The sequence below is a fragment of the Pseudoalteromonas fenneropenaei genome, assembly GCF_042643375.1.
Classification (GTDB): Bacteria; Pseudomonadota; Gammaproteobacteria; order Enterobacterales; family Alteromonadaceae; genus Pseudoalteromonas; species Pseudoalteromonas fenneropenaei.
The window spans coordinates 21310-36498 of record NZ_JBHRSD010000031.1 but is presented as its reverse complement, the minus strand read 5'-3'; the positions used below and the strand labels follow the sequence as shown (position 1 = coordinate 36498).

16 protein-coding genes are annotated in these 15189 nt (G+C 45.7%); 14 read left to right on the top strand and 2 right to left on the bottom strand.

What is annotated here, in order from left to right:
- The first annotated feature begins 1 nt into the window (after window position 1).
- The 7 genes from pilO (at window position 2) to ACFOEE_RS16580 (ending at window position 7376) form a co-directional block, all read left to right on the top strand.
- Window positions 2-610: a type IV pilus inner membrane component PilO gene (gene pilO, locus ACFOEE_RS16610; RefSeq protein WP_377126839.1), complete on the top strand. Its 609-nt coding sequence runs from the start codon at window positions 2-4 to the stop codon at window positions 608-610.
- On the top strand, window positions 607-1146 hold the full coding sequence (locus ACFOEE_RS16605) for a pilus assembly protein PilP (RefSeq protein ID WP_377126836.1): 540 nt from the start codon (window positions 607-609) through the stop codon (window positions 1144-1146). The genes pilO and ACFOEE_RS16605 overlap by 4 nt, the downstream gene beginning before the upstream one ends.
- 16 nt (window positions 1147-1162) lie before the next feature.
- Window positions 1163-3223, top strand: coding sequence for a type IV pilus secretin PilQ (gene pilQ / locus ACFOEE_RS16600; protein ID WP_377126833.1), 2061 nt, complete (start codon window positions 1163-1165; stop codon window positions 3221-3223).
- Between the two features lie 164 nt (window positions 3224-3387).
- Window positions 3388-3906 (top strand): shikimate kinase AroK, encoded by a 519-nt coding sequence (gene aroK / locus ACFOEE_RS16595; RefSeq protein ID WP_377126830.1) that lies wholly within the window; start codon window positions 3388-3390, stop codon window positions 3904-3906.
- Between the two features lie 30 nt (window positions 3907-3936).
- Window positions 3937-5007 (top strand): 3-dehydroquinate synthase, encoded by a 1071-nt coding sequence (gene aroB, locus ACFOEE_RS16590; protein WP_377126827.1) that lies wholly within the window; start codon window positions 3937-3939, stop codon window positions 5005-5007.
- On the top strand, window positions 5007-6482 hold the full coding sequence (locus tag ACFOEE_RS16585) for an SPOR domain-containing protein (protein WP_377126824.1): 1476 nt from the start codon (window positions 5007-5009) through the stop codon (window positions 6480-6482). Before aroB ends, ACFOEE_RS16585 begins: the two co-directional genes overlap by 1 nt.
- A gap of 51 nt (window positions 6483-6533) precedes the next feature.
- Window positions 6534-7376 carry a Dam family site-specific DNA-(adenine-N6)-methyltransferase gene (locus ACFOEE_RS16580; protein ID WP_377126821.1) on the top strand — a complete coding sequence of 281 codons (843 nt, stop codon included), beginning with the start codon at window positions 6534-6536 and terminating at the stop codon, window positions 7374-7376.
- A 112-nt stretch (window positions 7377-7488) separates the two neighbouring features.
- Here ACFOEE_RS16580 and ACFOEE_RS16575 read toward each other — a convergent pair whose 3' ends face one another.
- Together ACFOEE_RS16575 and ACFOEE_RS16570 are read right to left on the bottom strand one after the other, a co-directional pair.
- Window positions 7489-7683 carry a DUF2970 domain-containing protein gene (locus ACFOEE_RS16575; RefSeq protein WP_377126818.1) on the bottom strand — a complete coding sequence of 65 codons (195 nt, stop codon included), beginning with the start codon at window positions 7681-7683 and terminating at the stop codon, window positions 7489-7491.
- A gap of 12 nt (window positions 7684-7695) precedes the next feature.
- The gene (locus ACFOEE_RS16570) at window positions 7696-7989 is read right to left on the bottom strand and encodes a hypothetical protein (protein ID WP_377126816.1); all 294 of its coding nucleotides are present in this window, start codon (window positions 7987-7989) and stop codon (window positions 7696-7698) included.
- 194 nt (window positions 7990-8183) lie between these two features.
- Here ACFOEE_RS16570 and rpe point away from each other — a divergent pair, with 194 nt between their 5' ends.
- The 7 genes from rpe (at window position 8184) to astA (ending at window position 15183) form a co-directional block, all read left to right on the top strand.
- Entirely contained in the window at window positions 8184-8858 is a 675-nt protein-coding gene (gene rpe, locus ACFOEE_RS16565; protein WP_377126813.1) for a ribulose-phosphate 3-epimerase, read from the top strand.
- Window positions 8855-9520: an HAD-IA family hydrolase gene (locus ACFOEE_RS16560; protein ID WP_377126810.1), complete on the top strand. Its 666-nt coding sequence runs from the start codon at window positions 8855-8857 to the stop codon at window positions 9518-9520. The genes rpe and ACFOEE_RS16560 overlap by 4 nt, the downstream gene beginning before the upstream one ends.
- Before the next feature lie 23 nt (window positions 9521-9543).
- A complete protein-coding gene (gene trpS / locus ACFOEE_RS16555) occupies window positions 9544-10548 on the top strand; it encodes a tryptophan--tRNA ligase (RefSeq protein ID WP_377126807.1) in 1005 nt (334 codons plus the stop codon).
- A gap of 49 nt (window positions 10549-10597) precedes the next feature.
- The gene (locus ACFOEE_RS16550) at window positions 10598-11179 is read left to right on the top strand and encodes an anthranilate synthase component II (RefSeq protein ID WP_377126804.1); all 582 of its coding nucleotides are present in this window, start codon (window positions 10598-10600) and stop codon (window positions 11177-11179) included.
- A gap of 194 nt (window positions 11180-11373) precedes the next feature.
- Window positions 11374-12546 carry an HDOD domain-containing protein gene (locus tag ACFOEE_RS16545; protein WP_377126801.1) on the top strand — a complete coding sequence of 391 codons (1173 nt, stop codon included), beginning with the start codon at window positions 11374-11376 and terminating at the stop codon, window positions 12544-12546.
- Window positions 12547-12875: 329 nt separating this feature from the next.
- Window positions 12876-14087, top strand: a complete 1212-nt coding sequence (locus ACFOEE_RS16540) for an aspartate aminotransferase family protein (protein WP_377126799.1) — start codon at window positions 12876-12878, stop codon at window positions 14085-14087.
- 67 nt (window positions 14088-14154) lie between these two features.
- Complete coding sequence (gene astA, locus ACFOEE_RS16535; protein WP_377126796.1) at window positions 14155-15183, top strand: arginine N-succinyltransferase; 1029 nt, start codon at window positions 14155-14157, stop codon at window positions 15181-15183.
- Window positions 15184-15189: the final 6 nt, after the last annotated feature.

Sequence of the window (15189 nt, the reverse complement as noted above, 5' to 3'; positions counted from 1 at the left end):
GATGGAACTCGACCTCAAAGCACTCAAGGACATAAATTGGAACGAAATTGAGTTAGAAAACATGGGAGATTGGCCCTTACCGGTCAAGATCCTATGCGGTGTATTTGTTGTGGTACTGGTGCTGATTTTAGGTTTTAGTACCTTAGTGTCCAGTGAAATCAGCAGTTACGACCAAGCGCAAAAAAAAGAACAAGAGTTACGCACTGCTTATCGGATTAAGTACGCTCGCGCGACCAATCTTGAATTGTACCGTAAGCAAATGCAGCAAATGGAAGAAGAGTTCTCACAATTGCTGCGTAAATTACCCACTTCAAATGAAACACCTGGGCTATTGGACGACCTTACTTATGTTGGCACTACTAGTGGTTTGACGTTTTTGAAGATTGGCTGGTTGCCGGAAATTAAAAAAGAATTTTATACCGAGCTGCCGATAAACGTAGAAGTGGTTGGGCAATATCACGAATTTGGTGAGTTTGTCAGTAAAGTTGCGCAGTTGCCACGGATTGTTAGTTTGCACGATTTTAAAATCGAAAACGCGGCCAACAATCAGTTGCTGTTCACCGTAGTGGCAAAAACCTATCGTTATGAGCAGAAGGAGCCGAAACGTTGATGAGAGCCAGCCTTATTATGATCAGTGCTTTTTTGCTCAGCGCGTGTAACGACAACACTGCCGAGCAGAAAGAATTTATCGATCAGGTTAAAGCCAGTGCAGTGCCCAACGTCGAGCCGATGCCAAAAATGGCTGATTTCGAACATTTTCCGTATACTGCTGGAAAGTTGCGTAGCCCCTTTGTTTTGCCTGAGCCGGAAGTAATCCAGAGCAACATAGTACAGGTGAAAAATTGTTTACACCCAGATCCCGATAGATTGCGTGATCCATTGGAAAAGTATGCTTTAGATAACCTTGCTATGAAAGGTACCATAGCCAAAGAAGGGCTTCGCTGGGCTTTGATTAGAACGGCAGATCAGGCGCTATATCGGGTAAGAAAAGGTAATTATATTGGGCTTTATCATGGTGAAGTGATCAATGTTTATCCCGATTACCTCGAATTGTTAGAGTTAATCCCAGACGGCACCGGCTGTTGGAAAGAGCGTTTAACGAAACTAGAAATGCTGGAAGCGGTGGAGAGTGGGAATCGTGAATAATAATAAAGGGTCAAAAATGGAACATACGTTATTCACTGTCGGCAAGCGTGCGCTACATTTGCTTTGTGCTGGCAGTTTGCTTGGCGGGTCTTTGCACGCCTTGGCTGTCCCAATGCTATACGACATTCGTTATAACCCTATCCTCGCGGACGAAACTGAGTTACAACTGGTGTTTGACGAGCAATTAGCACAAGCGCCAAGTGTGAATGTGCTCAACCAGCCTGCACGTATTGAAGTGGTTTTCAAAGATGCTGAATTTGAAGAAAGCCTGAAGCAGTTAGAGATCAATAAAGCAGGCATTAAAGGCCTTAGCAGTGAAATGATCCCTGACGGATTTAAAGTAACCATAGCAATGGACGCGTTAAAACTGTACAAAACGGAAGTGAAAAATAATCTCTTTTACTTACGTGTTTCCGATCAGCCGATTGTGGCAGCAGAGCCTGTGGTGAGTGGCACTGAAAGCGCAGCAAATAATAACTATATGAATATGCTGCAATCTATCGACTTCCGTCGTGGCGAGCGCGGTGAAGCTCAGCTACTGGTGTTTTTGCAGTCATCGCAAGCGGCAGTGGATGTGCAAGAGCGCGGCGGTAAAATTTTTGCTGATTTCCACCATATTGGTATTCCAGATGACTTGTTATATCAATTAGATGTGTTGGATTTCGGTACTGTGGTGAGCAAAGTTGAGACATTTCGCGAAGCCAACAAAACTCGATTAGTGATAGAGCCTAATGCGGCATTTAAATTTAACTATCAACAATTGGAAAATGTCTTCACTCTGAGTGTGGAAAAGGATAGCGGATCGAGCCAATTTGGTGAAAAGAAGAACTATCAAGGTCAGCCTATTACTTTAAATTTCCAAGATATTCCAATCCGCTCAGTGTTACAGATCATCGCCGATACCAACAACTTTAACTTAGTGACCAGTGACTCTGTAAGCGGTAATATCACTTTGCGTCTTGATGGGGTGCCCTGGGATCAAGCGCTGGATGTCGTGTTACGTGTTAAGGGGTTAGACAAACGCACCGAAGGCACGATTTTGATGGTCGCACCTTCAGAGGAATTGGCTGCGCGCGAAGCTAAAGAGTTGCAGGCGAAAAAGCAAGTTGAAGAACTTGAGCCACTATACAGTGAATATATCCAGCTTAACTATGCTAAAGCGGAAGAGTTTGCTGACTTGTTGAAAACCGATGTCAACAGCATCGTGAGTAGCCGAGGTAGTGTTTCTGTAGATAAGCGTACCAATACGTTACTCATTAAAGACACTGCGCGCTCTATTGAAAGTGTGCGACGTATGGTGGAAACCCTAGACGTGCCTGTGAAGCAAGTAGTGATTGAGTCACGCATGGTGACGGTACGCGATAATGTCCAAGAAGACTTAGGTATTCGCTGGGGCTTTAGCGACCAACAAGGCTCTGATGCGATTGCGGGCACTTTAACTGGTGCTAATCAGCTTTCAAATGGGGTTATTCCAGCTATTACTGACCGCCTAAATGTCAACTTGCCAGTGGCTTCACCTGCGGGCAGTATCGGGATGCATGTGGCCAAACTGGCAGATGGAACGTTACTCGATTTAGAGCTGTCGGCACTTGAAACAGAAAACAAAGGCGAGATCATCGCCAGTCCAAGTATTACCACAGCGAATCAAAAGAAAGCCCGGATTGAGCAAGGTACGGAAATTCCTTATGTTGAATCTGCTTCTAGTGGCGCCACAACCGTCACCTTTAAAAAGGCGGTGTTAAGTTTGGAAGTGACCCCGCAGATAACACCTGACAACAAAATCATTTTGGATTTACTGATCACTCAAGATACGCGTGGTGATGTGGTACAAACGCCGACGGGGTCAGCAGTGGCGATCAATACCCAGAAAATTCAAACGCAAGTTTTGGTTGAAAACGGTCAAACGGTTGTATTGGGTGGGATTTACCAACAACAAATCGTTAATGCCGTGAAAAAAGTACCATTATTGGGTGATTTGCCTTATGTTGGAGCGTTATTTCGTAACACCAGTGAATTCAACGAGAAAAAAGAATTGCTGATATTCGTAACCCCCAAGATTTTACACGAAGGGTTATAATTACCATTAACTGCTAAAACCTAAAGTAGACGATTGTTGCTTTTTAAGCGATTGGGCTTGAAATCTGTTGCCCATTGCTGAGATAATCCCTTCCTTAATTTTTGGGGCCAGGTCGTTAGGCGGGGTTTTAGTTAAATTTTAGAGTTCGTTTGTACTAAAAAGATATGGCTGAGAAACGTAATATATTTCTAGTTGGCCCTATGGGGGCTGGTAAAAGCACAATTGGTCGTCACATTGCAGAGACATTGCACCTTGAATTCTTTGATTCAGACCAAGAGATTGAGCGTCGTACTGGCGCGGATATCGCGTGGGTATTCGACATTGAAGGTGAAGAGGGCTTTCGTCAACGTGAGGAGGCGGTGATCTCTGACCTAACAGAATTACAGGGGATAGTATTAGCTACTGGCGGTGGTTCTGTGCTGAGTAAAGATGTTCGCAACAAGTTATCTGCACGCGGCATTGTGGTATACCTTGAAACGCCAATCGAAAAGCAAGTGGCTCGTACGCAACGTGATAAACGTCGTCCTTTGTTGCAAACTGAGGAAGCACCGCGTGAAGTGTTAGAGCGTTTGGCGGAAACACGTAACCCGCTTTACTCTGAAATCGCAGACATTGTGGTGCGTACTGATGAGCAAGGTGCAAAAGCCGTTGCTAATCAAATCATTGAAAAACTTGGATTCTAATAGACTAATGCAGTAACAGGAGGGATGACGATGCTTGAGTTAACCGTGGATTTAGGCGAGCGTAGTTATCCCATCTTTATTGGACAGTCGATACTTCAAGACACTGGGCGATTGCTGCATTATATCGGCAAAAATCGCCCTGTTATCATCAGCAACGAAACCGTTGCGCCTTTATATCTCAAAGTCTTACTAAACCAATTAAGCGCATTAGAGCCGTTGCACTTTATTATTCCTGATGGTGAGCAATATAAGACCCTCGAGTGGTTTGAGCGGATTAATGCATTTTTGCTTGAGCACAATTGCGGTCGTGATACCTGCTTACTCGCGTTAGGTGGTGGTGTAATTGGTGACTTAACAGGGTTTGTGGCTGCTTGTTATCAACGTGGTGTGCCATTTATTCAATTGCCAACGACACTATTGTCACAGGTAGATTCTTCTGTGGGTGGAAAAACCGCGGTGAATCATCCGCTTGGCAAAAATATGATAGGTGCATTCTATCAGCCGCAAGCGGTGTTTATTGATACAGACACCCTAAAAACCTTACCAGCACGTGAATTTGCGGCAGGCATGGCTGAAGTGATCAAATACGGTTTGATTTACGATGCGGCTTTTCTGAGTGAGTTAAGTGCCAATCGCACCGCGCTGCAGCAATTACACCCGGAGTTACTGATTGACGTTATTTACCGCTGCTGCGCCATCAAGGCGGAAATAGTCGGGCAAGACGAGAAAGAAAGTGGTTTACGTGCGCTGCTTAATCTAGGTCATACCTTTGGTCACGCCATTGAGGCTGAGCAAGGTTATGGTAATTGGTTGCACGGTGAAGCGGTTGCAGCAGGTATGGTGTTAGCTGTGAGGCTGGCTGCAATGCGTGGCGCGCTAAGTGCAGAGCAGGTGCATGAAATTATCACGCTGATCGCAGCTTTTGGTTTGCCAACGGCGGCACCAAGTTCGATGAGTGCGGATGATTTTATTCGCCATATGCGCAAAGACAAAAAGAACCAACGCGGTAAAATACGCTTTATTCTGCCTACTGAGTTTGGCCGGTGTGCGTTGGTGGACGATGTCAGCGACGAGACCTTAGTTACGCTAATAGGGCACTGATGCTAGCGCAGATTTTACCAAGTCGGGCGGCCTTGGTTGAAAGAATTGCGCTTCAATTCGAGTATGGCCAAAACCTCATTAACTTAGTCGGTCAGGCAGGATTAGGTAAAAGCTACTTGCTAGAGAGCTTTATCACCGACAAATATCCTGATTTTAACAAAGCATTTGTCCATGTCAGTGCCAGTATGAGCGATAATGAGCTGATGCATGCGCTGCTTGAACATAGCTTTCGTGCTCCTTTGGTGGATCACACTCGCTCTCTCAGTGAAAACTTTTATGCGCTGCAACGAGGCCAAGGCCATGGTCCGTGTTTGTGGGTGTTGGATGGTGGTCGGCACCTATCGGAAGAAATGGTCGCAGAGCTTAACAAGCTCGCCAAACAGTCCCCAGAAACCTTATATATTCTGATTGCTTCACAAAGTGCTGGAACAGTGCAAGGCGCATTGGATATTCATCTTGAGCCGCTATCGGCACGTGAAAGCCAGATGTTAATGAGCTGGTACTTTAAAGATTTACCCATGGCTGAAGACCCTATATATCAGGCGTTTTTGGCCTCTGCCCAAGGTAACCCTGCGTTGTTGCTCGCTTGGCAGGCAGAGCAGCATAGCACAGAGCTGCGGCCAAAAACGACGGTGAAATGGCATTGGCATCTCCTGATAGGCGCGGCGTTAATGGGCGCAATTGCAATTGGGTTACTGTATCAAAAGGAACTTAAGTCCTTTATCCCCGGTAATACTAACCCAGTCGCCGTGCCATCGCCTCAATCTGCTGATGATAATCAAAGCCCAGTTTCTGAAGCGCCGCCTACTGTGACAGCCCCAGATTGGCTTAAGCAAGATCCCGCTAATACACCTGAACAGACTGCTAAAGTTGAGGTTACTGACTCAGCTGCGGTCGAGCAAACGGATACCACGCAGCCAGCCCAACATCCTTCAACAACGCTTAACAATATGCGTAACGACGTGCAAAGTATCGCAGCCGCGCTGGAAGGGCGCAGTGACGCGTTAAGTTCTGCGCCTGCCATTAGCAATGATTCTAGCCAGCAAGCAAAGGCAGAAACAACGCAGCAAGTTGCAGCGAGCGATGCTGCACCAGAAACATCTTCAGCGCTGATCACTGAAGCGCTGGAGCAAACACCACCTAGCATGCCAGTGACTGAGTCAGGACCTGACAGCTTGGACGATGCAAAATGGTTTATGGCGCTTGCGACATCACATTGGACCATACAACTGATGGCGGTAACGGATGAAAAAGACGCGCGAGCTTTGATTGCTGCATATCCAGCACTAGCGTTAAAAGTATACCGTCGGCAACGTAATAGCACGCAGTGGTGGGTGGTGACGTATGGTGATTTTGCCACACTCGCCACAGCAAAAGCGGCATTGCCGCAGTTACCGCAAGAGATTAAACAGAATCAACCGTTTTATAAAAAAGTGCAGCAGATCCAAGAAGAAATCACGGCGACAGCTCGGTAATCCGCGAGCTTTAGTGTAGAATCGCGCAATTCGAAGAAAAATTAGTAAGCCATGTCACAAAAAACTCGCGCCTTCTTAAAATGGGCTGGCGGCAAATATGCGCTCGTTGAAGATATTGCCAGTCGTTTACGTTTTGCCAATCAGGATGCCGATACTTTAGTCGAACCTTTTGTTGGTGCGGGCTCAGTTTTTCTGAATACACAATTCAAGCATTATATTCTGAACGATATCAATGCAGATTTAATCAATCTCTATCAAGAGCTAAAAAACGCTCCGGAAGAGTTTGTCAGCGATGCCAAACGCTTGTTTGTGGACTTAAATAACCACCCCGATGCGTACTATAGCTATCGCCAGCAGTTTAATGACAGCGTTGATGTGTATGAGCGTGCGGTTTTGTTTTTATACATGAATCGTCATGGTTACAACGGTTTGTGTCGATACAATCTTAAAGGTGCGTTCAATGTACCGTTTGGTAAGTATAAAAAGCCCTATTTCCCTGAATTAGAATTGTATGCCTTTGCAGCTAAAGCGCAGCGGGCAACCTTTACTTGTTTGAGTTACGAGCAGGTCTTCACCGCATTGCCAAAAAATGCGGTAGTGTATTGCGACCCACCTTATGTGCCGCTCAGCAAAACTGCGTCGTTTACCTCTTACGCTAAGGGGGGGTTTACTTTGGACGATCAAGCTAATTTGGCGATTTTGGCTGAACAGGCGGCTTTTGCACACAACACGCCTGTGCTGATTTCCAATCACGATACAGTATGGACGCGCAAGATTTACGAACAAGCCAGCTTAGATCAAATTCAAGTCAAGCGTACCATTAGTCCCAAAGGGCAAAGCCGTAATCACGTTAATGAATTGATGGCGCTATATCGCGCTAAAGCAGGCCGTTAGTCACTTACAACTGCAAAGCCTTATTGGTTCAATGTACTTGGCAATATGGATTGCAAAGCAAACACGCGTAAATAAACTTAAATGAACTGAGGATAGACAGGCGGGTTTTTATCTATTGCTCAAGTGAATTGGGTAGTACCAGCTGGACTAGGTACACCAAACCCAGTACAAACAGTACGACCAAGATTATACCGAAAATAATATAAGGCAAGGGATGAGGCGCTGTGAAATCCTGGTGGCGTTTAGCGTCACTTTGTACACCAAACATGGCTGCTAACACGCTTTGCATCACACTGAGCCAGCGCATTGACGCCAACCGCTAGAATTGCGAAGTAATTTGGGTATTTTTACTACCCTTATCGCCACCTATTAACAGCTCTAGCAAATCTAGGTAGTGAAACTGAGCGTTACTACTCTTACCAGATAGCCAGTTTAACCAACTTGTACGAGTTTCTATGTCACAGGCTTGATTATTTAGGTAAGTATTGGATTGTTGGCAATTACAACTAGCCTGTGCCAATAAGCTAGACTCTTCTCGGTCGAACGACACCACGCCAGCTGAAATCGTCAATCCAGCAGCAAGAAAAAGCATCCGTGTTTTTAAGCGTGTCATAATACCACTCCACCCAAGTTGGCTATTCGTAAATGATACACAAGGATTGCTCATTAAACAAACTTTTCCCGACCTCAAAATGGAAAATATTACCTTGACCTAGCACAACAAAAACCACAGCACGGAAAAATTTTTTGTCTGCTGAGAGATTGCTGTAGAGTATGGGGCACAAGTAGTCGTTCAAAGGGTTTTTTATGTCGTCTTTTTTAATCGCACCTTCCATATTATCGGCCGATTTTGCGCGTCTTGGTGAAGATGTTGAGCGCGTCCTCAAGGCGGGCGCTGATGTAGTGCATTTCGATGTGATGGACAATCATTATGTACCTAATCTGACTTTTGGCCCTATGATATGTCAAGCCCTACGGGACTATGGCATTACAGCGCCAATTGATGTGCATTTGATGGTTAAGCCGGTTGACAGTTTGATCCCAGCATTTGCCAAGGCGGGTGCTAGCATCATTACTTTTCATCCGGAAGCGAGCGAGCATATTGACCGCAGTCTCGCGCTGATCAAAGAGCATGGCTGCCAAGCGGGTTTAGTTTTTAATCCGGCCACACCGCTGCATTATCTTGATTATGTGATGGATAAAGTTGATCAAATTCTCCTTATGTCGGTCAATCCGGGTTTTGGTGGGCAAAGTTTTATTCCTGCAACGTTAGATAAATTGCGCCAAGTGCGTGCTCGCATTGATGCTTCAGGGCGTGATATTCGCTTAGAAGTCGACGGTGGGGTCAAGGTCGACAACATTGCTGAGATAGCAGCCGCTGGTGCCGACATGTTTGTGGCAGGCTCGGCGATTTTTAGTCAGCCAGATTACGCGGCAGTGATTGCAGAAATGCGTGCAGAATTAGCTAAGGTTTCGGCATGAGTATCAAAGCGGTCATCTTTGATTTAGACGGCACGCTAGTGGAAAGTGCCATGGATATGTATATGGCACTTAACCTCACATTGACCGAGGTTGCTTTTCCGGTAGTCAGCCATGCTCAGGTAGAAAGCTGGGTTGGCAATGGCATTGAAATGTTGGTCAAACGTGGTTTAAGTGGTGATGTAGAGGTCAATCCCGAACTTTCTGAGTCACTAATCAGTGATGCAGAAGCACGTTTTAAACAACATTATGCCGAGCTTGTTGGCGAGTATGCGGTGTTGTATCCACATGTCGAAATCGGTCTTGCGGCACTTGCGCACCTACCCAAAGCGCTGGTGACCAACAAAGGTCGGGTATTTACCGATAAGTTGCTTGAAAAACTGCATTTACGTAGTTATTTTGACGTTGTGGTGTGTGGCGATGAGGTGGAAAAAAAGCCCAGTCCAGCGCCATTATTGCGTGCGTGTGAACTATTGCAAGTGGAGCCTGCCGAGGCCTATATGGTCGGCGACTCAAAAAGTGACTTAATTGCTGCAGAGCGTGCAGGGGTGCCTGCCATAGCATTGAGTTATGGTTATCATCAAGGCTACAATCTGGCAGAATTTAATCCAAAGTACCTCTTCGCTGGATTCTTGGATATAATCCCTGTTTTAACCCAGCGATAATAGACAAAACATAAAGGAACATCATGACTAAACCTGTAGTGTTAAGCGGCATTCAGCCAACCGGTGGTATGACAATTGGTAACTATGTTGGTGCGATTAACCAGTGGCTTAAGTTGCAAGAAGATCATGACAGTTTCTTTATGTTAGTAAACTTGCATGCCATTACCATTCGCCAAGAGCCTGAAGTGCTTCGCAATCGCGTGTTAGATGGCATCGCTTTGTATGCAGCCTGTGGCATCGACCCACAAAAAGCCGCTTTATTTGTGCAATCGCAAGTGCCTGAGCATGCACAGTTAGCTTGGGTGCTAAACTGTTATGCACAAATGGGCGAGCTTAACCGCATGACCCAATTTAAAGACAAGTCAGCGAAAAATGCCAATAACATCAACGTTGGTTTATTTGCTTATCCTGTGCTGCAAGCTGCTGATATTTTATTATATCAGGCTGATCAAGTACCAGTGGGGGAAGATCAGAAGCAACACTTAGAATTGACCCGTGATATCGCCACTCGCTTTAACAATCTGTATGGTGAGGTGTTCAAAATTCCAGAGCCGTATATTCCAGAATTTGGCGCGCGTGTCATGAGTTTGCAAGATCCATTGAAGAAAATGTCGAAGTCAGACGACAACCCAAATGGCTACATCATGTTGTTGGATGAGCCCAAGCAAATTGAGAAAAAACTCAAAAAAGCGGTGACAGATTCTGATGAACAAGCACGGATCTATTTTGACCGTGAAGAAAAGCCAGGTGTGTCAAACCTGCTGACCTTGCTTTCTGTTGCTACTAAACGCTCGATTGAAGAGCTTGTGCCAGACTATGCTGACAAAATGTATGGTCACTTGAAAAAAGACACCGCAGATGCCGTGGTTGCGATGATAGAGCCTATCCAAGCGCGTTTTCGTGAGATCCGTGAAGACCAAGCTATGCTTAACCAAATCATGCGTTCAGGTGCAGAAAAAGCCAGTGCCCGCGCTGAAGTTACATTAAAAGCGGTTTATGATGCACTAGGATTTATTCCAAGACCATAGTCGTTAGAATTAAGGCCAGGCAATGCCTGGCTTTTTAGTGGTAAATTCTATGCTATTAATGATCGATAATTACGATTCTTTCACTTATAACCTCGTACAATATTTTCAGCGCTTAGATCAGGACGTACTCGTCAAACGTAATGACGCCATTACTATTCAAGATATTCGCGCACTTAAACCCGACCATATTGTGATATCACCCGGCCCTTGTACACCCAATGAAGCAGGCATCAGCCTTGAGCTGGTGGCAAAACTCAAAGGTGAATTTCCTATTCTTGGTATTTGTCTTGGTCATCAAACCATTGCCCAAGCGGTGGGGGCGCAAGTGGTGCGAGCCAAGCAAGTGATGCATGGTAAAACCTCACGCTTACATCACAACAATCAAGGCATGTTTCAAGGTTTACCCAGGGATTTTGCGGTGTGTCGCTATCACTCTTTAGTTGTTGCTCCAGAAAGTGTACCTGACTGTTTGCAAGTCACCGCATGGACACAAACCGCAGAGGGCCAACAAGACGAAATTATGGGCTTGTTACACAAAGACTTAGCTTTAGAGGGGGTACAATTTCATCCCGAGGCTATCTTAACGGAACAAGGTATTGAACTACTTGCTAACTTTCTACGCCGCTTCTAACCTATAAGTTAATTAGTTCGATTTATTGCATAGTGTCCGCGTAAATTAATGGTTTTGGATGATATCTGCTATGATGCAGTCCAAGCCCCAGCGATTTATAATTTTGGCTGGCATGACCGCAACCATCTAGGTTTGAGAGCACACAAGCGTACGGATATTACCAGCGCAGCAAGAATAAGAGAGACACGGGTCACATGACAGATGACATCCGCCAAGCAAGAATGGCGCAAGCTCTGGCGCAGCGCGCCCATGATTTACTGATAAGTCACAGTTTTGCGCAACAGCAGATAGGTTATATTCATACCTTTGATTTGAACTTTGGTGAGGATGTGCCACAACGTACTTTGCTTGAGGTAGAAATTGCCGCGTCGGCGAAACGTCAGCAACAAAACACCAGCCATCTTAAGTACATTGCTAAAGCCAGTAGTCATTTGCATCAAGTGATAGAAAACGTCATCAACAAAAAACGTGAAGACTTAGACAATCTTTACCAAGAAGTGGTCGGCATTCAGGATACCGTACCAACTATTTTAGATATTTTGGCGGTTAAATCCGCGTCCGTCAGTCGCTTGGAACCTTTGGTGAATGACCTACCTTGGCTTGGTCGTGATTTAGTGTCTTTGGTTAATTTACCCCAATATCGCAAGCAACGCGGTACCAGCACTGCGGTGAAAGTCGATACTCCAGCGCTGGCGCTACGTTATCTTGGCTTAGAAAACCTACAATTGGTGATCCCAACCTTTGCGATGCGACACTGGATGCCCCATGCAACTGAGCCTTTTCCATTGTTAAAGCGCAAGTTGCGGGATTTATCTATGTCGACGGCCATCGCTGCTCGTGAACTGGCAGAGCTGCAAGGTGTGCACCCACAGCAAGCTTTTACACTCGGAATGTTGCTTGATTTAGGCAAAATCGCGGCGACGCGGTTGTATTTACGTACTTTTGAAGCGGTGTGGCAAAATAAGGTACAAATAGCTCGCGACAACAATAAAAAGGATCTGCATACTGCACTGTTGGGCTTGCAGCCTGACGCTTTATATTTACGTAACTTATTAATGTACGACAGTATGCAGTTGTCAAAGCAGCTAATAGAAAAAATGGGCTTTCGCTATTTGCCGTTTTCTGCGGTGATGGAACAGTTTGCCCTACATTACTTGCCTAATAGTGAGCCATTGGCAGATCCATTACCGCTCACCCAAGTGCTTAAACAAGCACAAGGCTATGCGCAATATTTGGTACTAAAAGAGAATAACCTAATTGAGCCAGACGAAGTGAAGATTTGGTTTGATTACCTTGATATCGGTCCAGATGCGTTAGATAAGTTGGCAAAATGTAGCTATCAGACCTTACAACTGACGATTAATTAAAAAATTTTTTACGACTATTCATTCATCATTGCGAGTGCTGCATAAAATTAGGGATATCAGCTAAGCACTCGTAAGCCCTCAGTAAATTTTTATTCATCACCTTTCATAGTTATTCACTGTTGTTGAAAATCTATCTCAACCCCTTGAAAATCAAAGGCTCCATGAAAGTTTTCTATGAGACAAAGGGATTTTTTTCTGAAATAATGGCAGAACAAAAAGTGCGCCGTGGGTGCGAGTGAGCTGAAAAATATTCACCGCATCACGCTATCAGTGCTTTACTGATAAGCATGAGGACACGGTAATAGCCAGCCAAGAGGAGTGAACATAAGATGTCAGTCAGTCGCGAATTATTTGATCAAGTAATGGTACCTAACTATGCCCCTTCGGCAGTGATCCCAGTACGCGGCCAAGGGTCACGCGTGTGGGACCAGCAAGGCCGTGAGTATGTTGATTTTGCAGGCGGCATTGCGGTGAACTGTCTTGGTCATTGTCATCCGGCCTTGGTTGCGGCTTTAAAAGAGCAAGGTGAAAAGCTTTGGCACTTATCTAACGTTATGACCAATGAGCCTGCCTTACGTTTAGCGAAGAAATTGGTCGATGCGACATTTGCGGAAAAAGTGTATTTTGCTAACTCAGGCGCAGAAGCAAACGAGGCGGCACTTAAATTAGCCCGTCGTGTTGCACAAGACCGTTTTGGCGCACAAAAATCGCAAATCATTGCTTTCTACAAGGGCTTCCATGGCCGTACTTTCTTTACTGTGAGTGTCGGTGGTCAAGCTGCTTACTCAGACGGTTTTGGACCAAAACCAGCCGATATCGTGCATGTTGATTACAACGACTTAAGCGCTCTTGAAGCCATTATTTCTGACAATACCTGTGCAGTAATGATGGAGCCGTTACAAGGCGAAGGGGGTATCGTGTCACCTGAAGCTGAATTTGTGAAAGGTGTACGTGCGCTGTGCGATAAGCACAATGCGCTATTAATTTTTGATGAAGTGCAAACGGGTGTGGGCCGTACGGGTGAGCTTTATGCTTATCAAGGGCTAGGTGTGACACCGGACATTCTGACTTCGGCCAAAGCGCTGGGAGGCGGTTTCCCAATTGGTGCGATGTTAACCACTACCGCGCTGGCAGAACACTTAAAAGTGGGTACGCACGGTTCAACCTACGGTGGTAACCCATTGGCGTGTGCGGTTGCAGAAGCGGCATTTGATACTGTGAACACCAAAGAAGTGCTGGATGGCGTAAAGCAAAAAGCAGTACTGTTCCGTGAGTTACTTTCGGCAATTAATGACAAATATGCGGTATTTAGCGAGATCCGCGGCAAAGGGTTATTGATTGGTGCTGTGGTTACTGATGCCTACAAAGGCAAAGCAAAAGATTTCTTAACTGCTGCTATCAATGAAAACTTGATGGTATTGGTGGCTGGGGCAGATGTGATCCGCTTCGCACCGTCTCTGGTTATTCCAGAAGCAGATATTCGTGACGGCATGGCACGCTTCGAAAAAGCCGTTGCTGCTGTTGTTGCGGCAAATAAGTAACTGATTTAAAACGGGTGGGATTATCCCACCCTAATATCACTTTTAACTGTGGGGAGTAAGCGAGCTCATGTTAGTTCTTCGCCCAATCCGTGAATCTGATTTTCCAGCGTTACTCAATATAGCCCATGAATCTGGTCATGGTTTTACCTCATTGCCAGTGAATGAAGAGCTGTTAAAAAACAAAATTGCCCGCTCAGTGGCGTCATTTGCAAAAGAAACGGACAAGCCATTCGATGAAGGCTATTTGTTCGTCCTTGAAGATACCGACAGCGGTGAAGTGGTTGGTACATCGGCCATTGAAGCCGCGGTAGGGATGGACGATGCCTTTTATCATTACCATTTGTCACAGGTGATCCACTCATCGCGCACTTTGAACGTCTACAAAGCGGTGGATATTCTCACCTTATGTAACGACTACACCGGTGCAACCGAGCTGTGTACGCTATTTCTGCGTCCTGGGTTTAGACAAAAATACAATGGCAAGCTGCTGTCCAAATCGCGTTTTCTGTTTATCAAACAGCATCGTGCGCGTTTTGCCGATACTGTTATCGCAGAAATGCGCGGAGTGTCGGACGCGAGCGGCAATAGCCCGTTCTGGAAATGGCTCGAAGAGCATTTCTTCTCTATGGACTTTCCGACGGCTGACTATCTCACCGGCATAGGCCAAAAGGTGTTTATCGCTGAGCTGATGCCAAAATACCCAATTTACGTCAATTTATTGAGTAAAGAAGCACAAGCTGTGGTGGGGGAAGTGCATGAAAATACCCGTCCAGCGATTGAACTGCTTAAGAGTGAAGGCTTTGTCTTTAATGGCTATGTCGATATTTTTGACGCGGGTCCGACGGTTGAAGCACATGTCGACCATATTCGTAGCGTCCGTGAAGCGCAGGTACGCACGGTAAAAATCGCCAACACCGAAACCCCGGCACAAGGGTGTTCCGCTTACATGGTCGCCAATGGTAAACTGGCAGACTATCGCGCGATGGCTTTGGAACTGGTACTGCCAGCAGATAACAACGAGATTGTTATCTCTCCTGCTGTCGCCGAGGCGCTACTCGTACAAGAAGGTGATACGCTCACCATCGCAACCATCTAACAGGGG

What these genes read in the sequence shown, in the direction of transcription:
- aroB (WP_377126827.1), top strand. Translation starts at nt 3,937, where the DNA reads ATGCTTGAGTTAACCGTGGATTTAGGCGAGCGTAGTTATCCCATCTTT.
- ACFOEE_RS16570 (WP_377126816.1), bottom strand. Translation starts at nt 7,989, where the DNA reads ATGACACGCTTAAAAACACGGATGCTTTTTCTTGCTGCTGGATTGACG.
- ACFOEE_RS16585 (WP_377126824.1), top strand. Translation starts at nt 5,007, where the DNA reads ATGCTAGCGCAGATTTTACCAAGTCGGGCGGCCTTGGTTGAAAGAATT.
- ACFOEE_RS16575 (WP_377126818.1), bottom strand. Translation starts at nt 7,683, where the DNA reads ATGCGCTGGCTCAGTGTGATGCAAAGCGTGTTAGCAGCCATGTTTGGT.
- ACFOEE_RS16540 (WP_377126799.1), top strand. Translation starts at nt 12,876, where the DNA reads ATGTCAGTCAGTCGCGAATTATTTGATCAAGTAATGGTACCTAACTAT.
- ACFOEE_RS16560 (WP_377126810.1), top strand. Translation starts at nt 8,855, where the DNA reads ATGAGTATCAAAGCGGTCATCTTTGATTTAGACGGCACGCTAGTGGAA.
- pilQ (WP_377126833.1), top strand. Translation starts at nt 1,163, where the DNA reads ATGGAACATACGTTATTCACTGTCGGCAAGCGTGCGCTACATTTGCTT.
- ACFOEE_RS16580 (WP_377126821.1), top strand. Translation starts at nt 6,534, where the DNA reads ATGTCACAAAAAACTCGCGCCTTCTTAAAATGGGCTGGCGGCAAATAT.
- astA (WP_377126796.1), top strand. Translation starts at nt 14,155, where the DNA reads ATGTTAGTTCTTCGCCCAATCCGTGAATCTGATTTTCCAGCGTTACTC.
- trpS (WP_377126807.1), top strand. Translation starts at nt 9,544, where the DNA reads ATGACTAAACCTGTAGTGTTAAGCGGCATTCAGCCAACCGGTGGTATG.
- ACFOEE_RS16550 (WP_377126804.1), top strand. Translation starts at nt 10,598, where the DNA reads ATGCTATTAATGATCGATAATTACGATTCTTTCACTTATAACCTCGTA.
- aroK (WP_377126830.1), top strand. Translation starts at nt 3,388, where the DNA reads ATGGCTGAGAAACGTAATATATTTCTAGTTGGCCCTATGGGGGCTGGT.
- rpe (WP_377126813.1), top strand. Translation starts at nt 8,184, where the DNA reads ATGTCGTCTTTTTTAATCGCACCTTCCATATTATCGGCCGATTTTGCG.
- pilO (WP_377126839.1), top strand. Translation starts at nt 2, where the DNA reads ATGGAACTCGACCTCAAAGCACTCAAGGACATAAATTGGAACGAAATT.
- ACFOEE_RS16545 (WP_377126801.1), top strand. Translation starts at nt 11,374, where the DNA reads ATGACAGATGACATCCGCCAAGCAAGAATGGCGCAAGCTCTGGCGCAG.